This is a genomic window from Acidobacteriota bacterium (assembly GCA_028874215.1).
Classification (GTDB): Bacteria; Acidobacteriota; UBA6911; order RPQK01; family JAJDTT01; genus JAJDTT01.
The window spans coordinates 1-13078 of record JAPPLF010000027.1; the positions used below are offsets into that span (position 1 = coordinate 1).

12 protein-coding genes are annotated in these 13078 nt (G+C 63.2%); 5 read left to right on the top strand and 7 right to left on the bottom strand.

What is annotated here, in order from left to right:
• Nucleotides 1–120: 120 nt before the first annotated feature.
• The 4 genes from OXT71_05080 to OXT71_05095 all read left to right on the top strand — a co-directional run bounded on the left by OXT71_05080 (nucleotide 121) and on the right by OXT71_05095 (nucleotide 4553).
• Nucleotides 121–1620: a gluconokinase gene (locus OXT71_05080; GenBank protein MDE2925756.1), complete on the top strand. Its 1500-nt coding sequence runs from the start codon at nucleotides 121–123 to the stop codon at nucleotides 1618–1620.
• A gap of 33 nt (nucleotides 1621–1653) precedes the next feature.
• Nucleotides 1654–3078: a decarboxylating NADP(+)-dependent phosphogluconate dehydrogenase gene (gene gnd, locus OXT71_05085; GenBank protein ID MDE2925757.1), complete on the top strand. Its 1425-nt coding sequence runs from the start codon at nucleotides 1654–1656 to the stop codon at nucleotides 3076–3078.
• A 374-nt stretch (nucleotides 3079–3452) separates the two neighbouring features.
• Complete coding sequence (locus tag OXT71_05090) at nucleotides 3453–3710, top strand: hypothetical protein (GenBank protein MDE2925758.1); 258 nt, start codon at nucleotides 3453–3455, stop codon at nucleotides 3708–3710.
• A gap of 192 nt (nucleotides 3711–3902) precedes the next feature.
• Nucleotides 3903–4553: a nucleotidyltransferase domain-containing protein gene (locus tag OXT71_05095; GenBank protein MDE2925759.1), complete on the top strand. Its 651-nt coding sequence runs from the start codon at nucleotides 3903–3905 to the stop codon at nucleotides 4551–4553.
• Here the strand turns inward: OXT71_05095 and OXT71_05100 are convergent.
• Nucleotides 4528–4689, bottom strand: a complete 162-nt coding sequence (locus OXT71_05100) for a hypothetical protein (protein ID MDE2925760.1) — start codon at nucleotides 4687–4689, stop codon at nucleotides 4528–4530. The genes OXT71_05095 and OXT71_05100 overlap by 26 nt on opposite strands.
• A 17-nt stretch (nucleotides 4690–4706) precedes the next feature.
• Between OXT71_05100 and OXT71_05105 the strand changes: the two genes are divergently transcribed.
• Nucleotides 4707–4931, top strand: coding sequence for a hypothetical protein (locus tag OXT71_05105; protein MDE2925761.1), 225 nt, complete (start codon nucleotides 4707–4709; stop codon nucleotides 4929–4931).
• Here OXT71_05105 and OXT71_05110 read toward each other — a convergent pair.
• The 6 genes from OXT71_05110 to OXT71_05135 are packed head-to-tail and all read right to left on the bottom strand — an operon-like array spanning nucleotide 4882 to nucleotide 13040.
• A complete protein-coding gene (locus OXT71_05110) occupies nucleotides 4882–5760 on the bottom strand; it encodes a TIM barrel protein (protein MDE2925762.1) in 879 nt (292 codons plus the stop codon). The genes OXT71_05105 and OXT71_05110 overlap by 50 nt on opposite strands.
• A 38-nt stretch (nucleotides 5761–5798) precedes the next feature.
• On the bottom strand, nucleotides 5799–6338 hold the full coding sequence (locus OXT71_05115; protein MDE2925763.1) for a hypothetical protein: 540 nt from the start codon (nucleotides 6336–6338) through the stop codon (nucleotides 5799–5801).
• A 39-nt stretch (nucleotides 6339–6377) separates the two neighbouring features.
• Nucleotides 6378–7058 carry a hypothetical protein gene (locus OXT71_05120; protein ID MDE2925764.1) on the bottom strand — a complete coding sequence of 227 codons (681 nt, stop codon included), beginning with the start codon at nucleotides 7056–7058 and terminating at the stop codon, nucleotides 6378–6380.
• Nucleotides 7055–10153: a CusA/CzcA family heavy metal efflux RND transporter gene (locus OXT71_05125; protein MDE2925765.1), complete on the bottom strand. Its 3099-nt coding sequence runs from the start codon at nucleotides 10151–10153 to the stop codon at nucleotides 7055–7057. The genes OXT71_05120 and OXT71_05125 overlap by 4 nt, the downstream gene beginning before the upstream one ends.
• 26 nt (nucleotides 10154–10179) lie before the next feature.
• Complete coding sequence (locus tag OXT71_05130; GenBank protein ID MDE2925766.1) at nucleotides 10180–11703, bottom strand: efflux RND transporter periplasmic adaptor subunit; 1524 nt, start codon at nucleotides 11701–11703, stop codon at nucleotides 10180–10182.
• The gene (locus OXT71_05135; protein MDE2925767.1) at nucleotides 11700–13040 is read right to left on the bottom strand and encodes a TolC family protein; all 1341 of its coding nucleotides are present in this window, start codon (nucleotides 13038–13040) and stop codon (nucleotides 11700–11702) included. The genes OXT71_05130 and OXT71_05135 overlap by 4 nt, the downstream gene beginning before the upstream one ends.
• Nucleotides 13041–13078 lie beyond the last annotated feature (38 nt).

The window sequence follows — 13078 nt, forward strand, 5'->3', positions numbered from 1 at the left end:
ACTCAATAGGCGTGACATTGGTCAACGCACGTCAACTAGTCTTTATAAGTCCCTATTGTATCCGCCCGGTGTCCCCAGGTGCAGTGTGACGGCCCCCGAAATCACCGTGGAGCACGGACCTTGACCGGCGTCGGGCCGCCCCACCCCCATGTCCTGACACTGGATGCGGGAACGTCTTCCTTGCGGGCCCAGGTGTGGGGAGTGGATGGGCGTCCCTTTCGGGGGATCGGGGCCCGGGCCCACTATCGCCTTTGGACCGACCCGGAGGGAGGAGCCTGGCTGGAGCCGGAGGAGGTCCTTGCGGCCGTATCCGATGCGCTCGACGAGACGGTGGCCCGAGCCGAGTCCATCGGCGCCCGGATCGCCGCCGTCGCTTCAGACACGCTCTCTCCCACGCTCCTGGGAGTGGATGAGCAGGCCCAGCCGTTGACGCCCATCTACACCTATGCCGACACCCGCAGCCGGCAGGCTGCCGTGGAACTCAGGAAAAGGCTGGATTCTGCGGAGATCCACGAGCGGACGGGGTGTCCCATCCACAGCAGCTACCTGCCCTCCCGCCTCCTCTGGCTGGAGGGGAGCCGGCCCCGGCTCTTCTCCCGGGTCGCCCGCTGGATGACTCTGGGCGAGTTCGTTTATTCGCGATTCTTTGGGACCGGCGGCGTGAGCTATTCGGCCGCCTCGTGGAGCGGGCTGCTGAACCGCCACCGCTTGGACTGGGACGAGTCCTGGATCTCCCTTCTCCCGATCCGGCGGACTCAGCTTTCGACGCTTCGCGATTGCACGAAACCCTTCACGGGATTGCATGATCCCTGGGCTCGGCGTTGGCCGGCCCTGGATCGAATACCCTGGTTCCCTGCGGTGGGAGACGGGGCCGCCGCCAACGTGGGCAGCGGCTGCGTGCGTTCGGACCGGGTTGCCCTGACCATCGGTTCCACCGGAGCCATCCGCGCGGTCCTGGACCGTCCTGCTTCCCCCCTTCCGGCGGGTCTCTGGAGCTATTTCGTCGATGCCGGCCGGCCCCTCATGGGAGGAGCCACCACCGAGGGGGGGAGCGTCTTCTCGTGGTTGACGAGCCGGCTGCAGGCCGATGTCGAACCCGAGCGGTTGGAGGCCGAGCTGCAGGCCATGGAGCCGGCTGCCCACGGCCTGGTTTTCCTGCCGTTTTTGGCGGGAGAACGGAGTCCCGGGTGGCGCGACGAAGCCCGCGGAAGCCTGGTGGGGCTGACGCTTTCGACACGGCCTGCGGAAATCGTCCGGGCGGCTCTGGAATCGATGGCCTACCGGCTTTGCCTGATCTACCGGCTCATGGAGCCCCACTTGTCCCGGCAGCACGAGATCATCGGCGGCGGCGCCGGGCTGCTCTCTTCTCCCGCCTGGCTGCAGATCCTGGCGGACGTCCTGGGCCGCCGGGTCATCGCCTGCGCCGAGCCCGAAGTGACGGGCCGGGGAACGGCGCTACTGGCGCTCGAGTCCCTGGGTCTGGTCTCGGACCTGGCGGCGGTCTCGCCGGCCATGGGAAAGAGTTACGACCCCGATCCCGCCCGCCGCCGCCGGCATCTCGAGGCCATGGAGCGGCACCTGGAGCTTTACCGGCGCATGGACGGCTTCGCGCTAGAATAGGGAACTCGTCGCACAGGACAGGAGAATTCGAATATGGAAGCCAAGGCGGATATCGGACTCATCGGGTTGGCGGTCATGGGCCAGAACCTGGTCCTGAACATGAACGATCACGGCTATACGGTGGCCGTCTTCAACCGGACGGTCTCCAAAGTGGACGACTTCCTCTCGGGGGAGGCCCGGGGAACGAGGGTCCTGGGCGCCCATTCCCTGGACGAACTCGTCCGTATGCTCAAACGGCCGAGGCGGGTCATGCTGATGGTCAAGGCCGGCTGGCCGGTGGACGAATTCATCCGGCAGCTCCTGGACCACCTGGAGCCGGGTGACATCATCATCGACGGAGGGAACTCCAACTACGAGGACACCCGGCGGCGGGTTTCCCTGGTGGAGTCGAAGGGCCTTCTCTATATCGGAACCGGCGTTTCCGGAGGCGAGGAGGGAGCGCGGCGGGGACCCTCCATCATGCCCGGCGGGTCCGCCGAGGCCTGGCCTCAGGTCCGGCCCCTTTTCCAGGCCGTGTCGGCCAAGGTGGACGGGGGAGAACCCTGCTGCGACTGGGTCGGTGAGGACGGCGCCGGCCACTTCGTCAAGATGGTCCACAACGGCATCGAATACGGAGACATGCAGCTCATCTGCGAGGCCTATCATCTGATGAAGGCGGGACTGGGAATGCCCGCGGATGAAATCAGCCGCGTCTTCGCCCGCTGGAACCGGGGGCGGCTGGATTCCTACCTGATCCGGATCACCCGGGACATCCTGGCCGTCAAGGACGGCGACGGAGGGCCCCTGGTGGAAAAGGTCCTGGATACCGCCGGTCAGAAGGGAACCGGGCGGTGGACCGTGATCTCGGCGTTGAACCTGGGAGTTCCCCTCACTCTCATCGGCGAGGCTGTCCTGGCGCGGGCCCTGTCGGCCATCAAGGAGGACCGGGTCGAAGCCTCCCGGTTGTTGACCGGACCCAGCCCGGACGGCGCCGCGCCTCGAGCGGATCTGGTCGATGACCTGGAGCAGGCCCTCTATGCGTCCAAGATCGTCTCCTACGCACAGGGTTACCAGTTGATGCGGTCGGCGGCGGCCGAATACGGTTGGAATCTGGATTTCGGGGGCATCGCCCTGATGTGGCGGGGCGGTTGCATCATTCGGTCCGTGTTCCTGGGCAAGATCAAGGAGGCCTTCGACCGGGAGCCGGATCTGAAGAACCTGCTCCTGGATCCCTATTTCAAGGAGCAGGTGGAGGGTGCCCAGGAGTCTTGGCGCCGGGTCGTCTCCCGGGCGGTCGGCTGGGGCGTCCCGGTTCCGGCGACCTCAAGCGCCCTGGCCTTCTACGACGGCTACCGGCAGGACTGGCTTCCCGCCAACCTCCTGCAGTCCCAGCGGGACTACTTCGGCGCCCACACCTACGAGCGAGTGGACCGGCCCCGCGGCGAGTTCTTCCACACCCGCTGGACGGAATCGGGGTAACTGAATTCCCATCAACTTACTGAGCGTTCGGACGTTGCGTCAGGAGAGAGAGTAACTGTCCCCGTTCTCGGTCCCCGTTCTTGTGTATCTATCGACGAAGCATGGGAATAAGATTGTTGAGTTCCCAAGTTTGGACATCTAGCCCAATGAGGAGACTGTCGTGAGTAAGCCTTCTGTCTTGTTTACCATTAATGGCATGAAGAAAGGGGGACGCAACAGCCCGCGTCCAACTTCTACTCGTCCGGCACCGCCGGCGGCCCAGCCACCAGCGCCCCAGACTCAGGCACCAGCGCCGACAACTCGGGATCCGAATACTAGCGGCCCCCGTTCGACTTCTCGGTGAGGTGCACAGGTTGGGTTGCGCATGGGCTTCCGTGCCCCAAAGGGGAATTTTTCACATTGAGCACGTGACTGTCCCCTTTTCGAGTGGCGTCGTCTCCCGGGTGGTCGGCTGGGGCGTCCCGGTTCCGGCGATCTCAAGCGCCCTGGCCTTCTACGACGGCTACCGGCAGGACTGGCTCCCCGCCAACCTCCTGCAGTCCCAGCGGGTCTACTTCGGCGCCCACACCTACGAGCGAGTGGACCGGCCCCGCGGCGAGTTTTTCCACACGCGCTGGTTGGAATCGGGTTAGCGGGGTTCCCACCAACCCGTTGAGCGTTCGGGCGCTACCTCAGGAAAAAAAGGAACTGTCCCCGTTCTCGGTCGGAAAGTTCAGAAAACCCCCACAAGGGAAAGCGCTCTCGAAAGAATCCCTGACTCGAATCGGGACCGTTTCATATAGGAAAAATTCTAAATACCCATTTCAGGTATAATCATCCCCGAAATGGGTATCGGAAATTCTTTCGTCTCAACAGAGTCCCCCGTATCGAATCAGTACGACTCGTCTTTAATCAGTTCCGCCCTGGGGGATGCGCTGTTCACTACGACTCAACAACGCGTCTTGGCTCTATTGTTCGGTCAACCGGATCGCAGTTTCTTCGTGACCGAAATCATCGGCCTGGCGGACCTGGGCCGAGGCACAGTTCAACGTGAACTGTGCCGCCTGGCCGAGTGCGGACTGACGACAGTATTCTGGGTGGGCAGCCAGAAGCACTACCAGGCCAATCGCGACTCGCCTCTGTTCCGCGAACTCTGCAGCATCATCCGAAAGACCGTGGGTCTCAAAGACCCTGTTCTCGCTGCGCTGCAAGCCGTCTCCAAACAAATCACTCTCGCACTGATCTATGGATCGATCGCAAAACGGCAGGAGACGGCGGCCAGCGATATCGATCTCCTTGTGGTTTCCGATACTCTGACGCTGGAAGCGGTCTGTACTGCTCTCGCTCCAGCCGAAAAGCAATTGGATCGACGCGTGAACCCGATGCTGTACACGTCGAGCGAGTTCCGACGCCGCCGTGCCTCCGGGACAGGGTTTTTGACGAGGATCCTCCAGGATTCACACCTGGTTCTCATGGGCTCAATCGATGGCGCATGAACAGCGCGAAAATCTCGTCGGGATCGGCCGCCTCAAGGCGGAAGCGCCGGCGGAAATCACTGGGTTTGTCCGGTCTGAATTTGCGCCACTGAAGGACGCGAAACTCGATCATCTGAGCATCGAGTCCCGGTTCCATGCGAAGGGATCCGGTTGATGAAGAGAAAAGAACAGAAGTACGAAGCCCAACTGAAGAGGTTACGGGAAGCGGCCGAGATCGGCATCGTCAACATCAACTCCGGATCCTTCCAGATCTTCGACGCGCCGGAACAGCTACGCCGCCACTTGGGTGAATTGGCCCGCGATGTGATGGGTGGCTACAGTAGCGGCCTCAGACCAGATCCTGGAAGGCTCGAAACAGGGTCCGGTAGTATCGCATGACGCGGATCGGGTCGGTGCTCTCGGGGATCTCGGCCATGCAGTAGCCCGGGTATTCCATCTCCCGGAGCAGGCGGAACAGGAGCCGCCAGGGGTACTCCTCGACGTAGAGGTCCCGCATGTGGACCAGGGAGATCCGGTCCTTGATCAGGTTGAAATTGGTTTCCACGCCCCCGTCCAGAAGATCCGTCTTGTTGGAGTTCCAGCAGATCCGGACGTTGTCGTGATCGGCGTAGTCCAGCATCTTGCGGATGCGGGGGATGCGGCCGGTTTCCCGTCCGTGAACCTCCATCCGGATCTGAACGTCCCAGCCGTTGCCGTAGGCTCCGCATTCCCTCAGGGCCAGTCCGATCTGTTCCAGGGTCTTCTCCTCGGGGACCCCCTCGGGGAGTCCGTTGGGACGCACCTTGACGCCGGGGGCGCCCACGTCGTGGGCCAGCCGCACGAAGGCTTTGGTCTCTTCGATGTTGCGGCGCAGGATTTCCGGATCGGGCGAGTGGTACTCGCAGGCGCTGCCCAGGCCGACCAGGCGGACGGGGGAATCCTGAAATCGCATCATGACTTCCCGGCGTTGCTCGGGAGAGATGTCGATCTCGACGCCGTGGGCGTGGGTGCTGCGCAGTTCGACCCCCTCGAAGCCGGTTTCGGCGCAGTTGCGGATGATCGTGTCCAGGTCCCAATTCCGGCCCAGGTTGTACGTCACCGTCCCCAGGCGCAGGGAAAGTTTCCGGGGGAGCTGCCGGGTTGCAGCCAGCGATTCGGACGCTTCTCCGGACAGGAATCCCGCCGACACCGATGCCGTGGCCGCACCAAGAAATCGTCTTCTCTTCATGGTTTTCTCCCTGACCAAGCTGCCAAGCGGATCCGGCGTTACCGATGCCCCGCCGAGAACAGCTCCTGGTAGCTCTTGATGACGCCGCCGCGGTCCTGCTGGAAATCCAGGGCGCTTCGCCGGTCTTTGAAGGCGACCAGGCCGGGCAGGCAGCGGTCCCAGGCCAGGGTGTACTGACTGCCGGATCCATCCTCCCGGGGGCGTTCCATGGAGCAGCAATGTTGGACCGAACTGTCTTCGACGTAGACGGCCTGCTCGGCGGGGAGGATTTCTCCTGTGGAGGTGTCTCCGATCCACGCCTCTTTCACCCGGTGTCCGTTCAGCTCCTGGTAGTGGAGCCCGCACCGGGGGCAGCAGACGTCCAGGTTCCCTCCTCCGGCCAGTACGATTCGGTAGGTTGAATCTCCATGCAACGGTCTCTGGCAAACGGCGCAGGTTCCCGACTCCAGGGTGTACAGGAAATAGGTGCTGCCGGCCAGCAGCAGAAATAACAGAATGAGCGCGGTTCCCCGGAGCACCTTGGAGTGTGTTCCGGCACGTTCGGCCGGAGCGGCGGGCGGTGGCCCATTTTCCTTCATGAAACAGTCTCCATGGAGGCCCGTCTGTGCCGCCAAAGACTATGGCAACTCACGGCGGAGTTTCTCATAGTATGCCTGATTCAGAGGCTCCTTGAGTTGAAAGCGGAAGACCCGCATCTTGTCGAAGTTGCGGCGGTTCTCCTCGTAGGTCCGGATCTCCAGCTCGTACCGTTGCGAGGACCAGACGTTGGCCACGTCGCGGTCCTTTTTCCACTTCCTCGAATCCGACGAGTCCTCGCTGTCGTAGACGATGTGATCCGGGCCGAAGTAGAGGGTTCCCTCGCAGCCTCCGAAAGTGTGCTTGTGCTTGGCCGGGACCTGGTACTCGGCGTCGATGGGATCGGTGACGCGGTCGGTCACCGGTTTCTTCAGCTTATTGGAGATGAGCGCCAATGCCTGGTCCGAAAACGTCCGATGGGAAGACAGCAACTCGAAGTCGAAGACCTTGTCCTGGCCCAGCCGTAGCTTCTGGTCTTCGTAGGTGAGCACGCTGAGGCGGGACGGGGACTTGCGGTCCACGCTCTGAATGTCCTGCCAGATCCACCTCCGGTTGTGGTCCATCTTTTTCGGCGACCGGTATTCGATCCCCTCCTGGTCGATGATCAATTCTCCCTCGCACTTGCCCCAGGGATCGTGGTCGTGCCGGACCCGCACCGTTTCTCCCCAGGCCCCCGCGGCGAAACAGAACAGTGTCAGGAGTGTGAAAAGACTTCGCTTCATTTCAGCTTCCAACCCTTCCAAATGTAGTAGATGACGGGGTAGACGCAGAGTTCCAGGAGAACGGAGGTTGTCACTCCGCCGACCATGGGCGCGGCGATTCGCTTCATGACGTCCGCTCCTGCGCCATGACTCCACATGATGGGCAACAGGCCCGCCAGGATGATGCAGGCCGTCATCACCTTGGGCCGCACGCGGTGGACGGCTCCGTGGCGGATGCTTTCGGTCAGATCCGAAAGCCCTCGCATGCGGCCCTCCCGGACCGCCTTCCGGTAGGCCACTTTCAGGTAGAGTAGCATCACCACGCCGGTTTCCGCATCCAGTCCCATCAGGGCGATGATCCCGACCCAGACCGCGACGCTCATGTTGTAGTCGAGCAGGTAGAGCAGCCAGAACGCCCCCACCAGAGAGAAGGGGACCGCCAGGAACACGATGGCCGTTTCGAAGACGGAGCGCGTGTTCAGGTAGATGATGACGAAGACGATGAGCAGGGTCATGGGGACGACGGCCATCAGGTGTTGCCGGGTCCGCTCCATGTGCTCGAATTGGCCGCTCCAGATGACGTTGTATCCGTCCGGAACCTCGACCCGGCCGGCGACCGCCTGCCGGGCCATCGTCACGTAGCTCCCCACGTCGATGTCCGCCAGGTCGACGTAGATCCAGGCGTTGGGACGGGAGTTCTCCGTCTTGATGGCAGTCGGCCCCTTGCGAATCCGGATGGTGGCCAACTGCCCCAGGGGGATCTGGGAACCGCGGGGCGTGGGAACCAGGATTTCGCGGAGGGCCGGCAGGTTGTCCCGGAGTTCCCGGCTGTAGCGCAGATTCACCGGATAACGTTCCAGCCCCTCGACGGTGGTGGTGATGTTCATTCCCCCGATGGCGGACTGGATCACGTCCTGCACGTCGCCCACGGTGAGTCCGTAGCGGGCAATGGCGCCGCGCCGGATGTCGAAGTCCAGGTAGTTGCCCTCCATGACCCGCTCCGAGTAGACGGAAAGGGTCCCCGGAAGACGGCGGACCACCGCCTCGATCTCCTGTCCCAGGTTCTGGAGCACGGACAGATCAGGTCCCGAGACCTTGATTCCGACCGGCGTCTTGATGCCGGTGGAGAGCATGGCGATCCGGGTCTTGATGGGCATGGTCCAGGTGTTGGTGAGGCCCGGGAACTGAATCGCCCGGTTCAGTTCGTCGATGAGGAGGTCCGGAGTCATGCCGGGACGCCACTCGGACTCGGGTTTGAGCATGACGGTGGTCTCGATCATGCTCAGCGGTGCGGGATCGGTGGCCGTGTCGGCCCGCCCGATCTTCCCGAAGACCCGGTCGACCTCGGGAAAGGAAGCGATGATCTTGTCCGTCTGTTGCAGGATTTCCCTGGCCTTGGTGGTGGAGATTCCGGGCAGGGTGGTGGGCATGTAGAGCAGGTCGCCTTCATACAGGGGAGGCATGAACTCGGAGCCCAGGCGGGAATAGGGAAACCAGGTCAAACCCAGGGTTCCGGCGGTGAGGATCAGGACCGTCCACTTCCACCTCAGGAGGAGCCGGAGCACCGGGTCGTAGAGCGCGATCAGGATGCGGCTGAGGGGATTCCGTTTCTCGGAGCGGATCCTCCCCCGGATCCAGTAACCCATGAGGACCGGCACCAGCGTGATCGTCAGAATCGAGGCCGCCGCCATGGACCAGGTCTTGGTGAAGGCCAGCGGCTTGAAGAGCCTCCCTTCCTGGGCCTCCAGCGTGAAGACCGGGATGAAGGAGACGGTGATGACCAGCATGGCGAAGAAGAGGGTCGGCCCCACCTCCTTGGAGGCCTCGCCGATGATCTTCCAGTGGTCCTTGCGGCCGCGATCCTCCTCCAGGTGCTTGTGGGCGTTCTCGATCATGATGACGGCGCCGTCGACCATGGCTCCGATGGCGATGGCGATGCCGCCCAGGGACATGATGTTGGCGTCGATGCCCTGCTGTTTCATGACGATGAAGGAGATCAGGACCGCCACCGGCAAGGTGATGATGGCCACCAGCGAGGAGCGCAGGTGGAGCAGGAACAGGATGCACACCAGGGCGACCGCCACTCCCTCTTCCAGGAGTTTCTCCCCCAGCGTCTTCACCGCCCGCTCGATCAGGGCCGACCGGTCGTAGACGGTCAGGATCTCGACGTCTTCGGGCAGACCCTGCCGCAGCTCCTCCAACTTCTCCTTGACCCCTTGAATGACCTGGTGCGTATTGGCTCCGGACCGGACCACGACGATTCCGCCGACGACCTCCCCCTCACCGTTGTATTCGGCGATCCCGCGGCGCATTTCGGGTCCCATCCGGACCGTGGCCACGTCTCGCAGGAGAATCGGCGTTCCGGTCGGCGACACCGCCAGCGCGATCTCCCGGAGGTCGGCCACGTTCCGGATATAGCCTCGGCCGCGGATCATGAACTCGGTTTCCGACATCTCCAGGACCCGCCCCCCCACTTCGTTGTTGCTCCGCTGGACGGCCCGGCGAATCTTGGAGATGGGAATGTCGTAGGCCCGGAGCCGGTTGGGGTCCACCGTGATCTGGTACTGCCTGACGAAGCCGCCGACGCTTGCCACTTCCGACACGCCGTCCACCGAGGTGAGCTCGTACTTGAGGAACCAGTCCTGGATGCTTCGAAGCTCGGCCAGGTTTCTCCGGTCCGACTTGAGGACGTACATGAAGGCCCAGCCGACGCCGCTGGCGTCCGGGCCCAGGGTGGGGCTCACTCCTTCGGGGAGGCGGGCGCTGACGTAGTTCAGGGACTCCAGCACCCGGCTCCGGGCCCAGTACGGGTCGGTTCCGTCTTCGAAGAGGACGTAAACGAAGGAGTAGCCGAAGAAGGAGTAGCCCCGCACCACTTTCGAATAGGGCACCGAGAGCATCTGGGTGGTGATGGGGTAGGTCAACTGGTCTTCCACCACCTGCGGGGCCTGGCCCGGGTACTCGGCGTAAATGATGACCTGCACGTCCGAGAGGTCCGGAATGGCGTCCAGGGGTGTCTGCCGGAAGGAATGGAGTCCCGCCAGGATGGCGAAACCGGTGGCCAGGACGATCAGGAGCCGGTTTTCCAGGGACCAGTCGATGATTCTTCCCAGCATGTCTCAGATCACCGCGGATCGGACCCTCAGTGCTGATGATGCATGGGGGATCCCGTGTCCCCCGCCGTGCCCTTGGAGTTGGGAGAGACGATTTTTCGAATGGCTTCCTTCAGTCGGCTCTCCGAATCGATGAGGAATTGGGAAGAGATCACGACGCGATCGCCCTCGGACAGTCCCTTCCTCACTTCCCAGAATCCATTTCCGTTTCTTCCCAACGCCACCTCCCGGACCTGAAAGGCTCCGTTTCCGAGATCCAGGACCACCAGGTTTCGCCGCCCGCTGTGGATCACCGAGTCCTCGGGAACGGCCAGGGCGCCCGGGACCGACGAGATGTCGAAGGTGACGTTGGCGTACATGTCGGAGCGGAGGCTCGGATCGGGATCCATCAATTCCAGGGACACCTGCAGGGTCCGGGTCCGGTCGCTGAAGGCGGGGGACAGGAACCGGACCGCGCCGCGGAATCTCCGTCCCGGCAGGGCGGGGATCTCGACGGAGGCGGTTTGTCCGATCTGCAGCCAGGGAATCTGGTGCTCGAAGACCTCCGCTTCCACCCAGAGGCCGGATGGATCGGCGATCTTGTAAATGTTCATTCCGGGATGGACCCGCATTCCCTCCAAGGCCTCGTCCATCTTCTCCACCACCACTCCGCCGACCGGCGAGACCAGGGTCACCGTGTGCCGCGGCTCCCGGGACTCTTCCAGTTGACGGATCTGCTCCAAGTCGATGTGCCAGTGATCCAGGCGTTGCCGGCTGGAGACCACCAGGGACCGGGCGCGCTCGGCGACCTCGGGGTAATCGTTTCCGCTGAGCCGCTCGGCGTATTCCATGGCCCGCAGATACTCCTGCTGGCTGGTCACCAGATCGGGGCTGTAGATCTCCAGAAGTTTCTGGCCTTCCTTGACCGGCTCTCCCACGTAGTTGACGTGGGCCTTCTCGATCCAACCGTCGAACTTGGTGTTGATCCAGGCCATCTTCCCTTCGTCGTAAACCAGGTTTCCCACGGTTCGGATGGTGAAGGAGAGATCGACCCGCCGGATCGCGACCGACTGCACCCCGAAGTTCTGGACGAAGGAGGGATCGATTCGAACCACGTCCTGGTGACGGGTATCGAGTTCCGTTTCCAAGACGTCCGCCTGTTGGTTTTCGGCGGTTCGAGTCGACGTTTCGCCGGAAACACCGCGGTCGCCCATGGACCCGGTCGAGCTCTTGGAACGGGACATGGCGTGGTCTGTCCCGGAGCCTTCCGGGTGCGTCCGCGAACCTTCCGAGTGTGTCCCGGAACCTTCCCGGCCGGCGGTCGATCCTTTCAACGGGCTCAGGCGCATCCCGCAGAGCGGACAGCTTCCCGGCCCCTGCCGGATCACATGCGGATGCATGCCGCAGGTCCAGAGTTGTCCTTCCGGGGTGTCCCGTTGAGGAGACGGAATGCCGATCCAGGAGGGAATTCCGGTCCGGATCCGATGAATCAGGCGCCAATCGAAAGGATCCACCAGGATCAGGGCAGAAGCCGCCAGAAAAACCAGCAAGCCTGAAAGAACCCTCGCCTTCATCGCTCTTCTCCCGATCCGGGGAAACGTGTTCCGACGGCCTGCTCCATTTCCGCAAGGGCCTGCATGTAGTCGGCCTCGTATCGAGCCTGGAGCACCTGCGTCTCCAGCAAGGACCGTTCGCTGTCCAACAGCTCCAGGGCTCCCAACTGCCCGTTCCGGTATCCGGATTCGGCGGAGAGGAGGGCCTCCCGGGTCTGGGGGATCAGGACCCGTTCAAACAGGTCCATCTGTCTCCACAGGGTCCGGATGCGAACCGCCAGGTCCCGGATGGAGAGTTGAATCCGGTTCCGCAGATCTCGATACGTGCTTCGTTCGGCGACCAGGTTTTCCGCGGCCTCCATCACCTCCGCGCGGTATTTGTGCCTCTGAAGGGGAATGTTGATGCTCACCGAGAGGTTGTAGGCGTTCTTGCCGCCGCCGGGACGCGGCGCCGGAAGCAGGTCCCGCGCCGGAAGACCGCCCACGTTGACGGTTCCCGCGCTCAATGTGACGTCCGGCCAAAAACTCTTCTTCGCCAGCTCGACGCCCTGCTCCGTCGCTTCGATCCGGGCCATGGCTCCCTTGAGTTCCTGCCGGTGACGCGCCCCCAGCTCGTAGAGTTCCTCCAGGTTGATCGCCACCTTCGCCGGAGCGGGGCGCCGGAGCCGCGGCACGGATTTCTCCGGCGGCTGGTCCGACAGGCTGTTCAGCCGCGCCGCCGCCGACTGGCGTTGTTGCCGCAGCAGTTCCAGCCGGCTCATGGTCCGGCTGATCTCGGCCTGGATCCGGATCACCTCCTGCTGGTGCCCCTTTCCCGATGCGTATCGGGCTTGGGCCAGATCTTCGTAGTGATCCAGCAGAGACTGTTCTTCCCGGACGATGACCAGGGCCCGGTCCAGGTAGGCCACGTCGTAGAAGGCCCGTTTCACGCCGGCGGCGATTTCCCGTTCCCGGGCGCGGAAGAGCCGGAATTGGGCCGTCGCCCGCTTGACGGCGATCTTCCCTTTCAGGTCCAACTTTCCGAACCATGGAAACCGCTGACTGAGCGTGAGGGTGCTCAGTTGAGGCCCCTCCCGGGTCTCCACGCTGCGAAGGAAGCGGCCGAAGGTCAGGGCGGGATCGGGCAGAGCCGTCTGTTGGGGCACCTTCTGGAGAGCCGCTCGGTACCGGGCATACGCTGTCTGGATGGATGGATTGGAGTCGAGGGCGGTCCGAAGGTATTCGCCCAGCAGAGGGTCCGGAACGTGGAAGGCGTTCTCCGGGTCCGGCTGGGCACCGTAGGTTCCCGGCAGCCCCGGCAGGAGGAAGCCCAGTCCCAACAATATGGCCGTCAGCAACGGAAGCGTCGATCTCATCATGGTCTCTGGTCCGGCACACTCGTTTCCGTACGCAATTT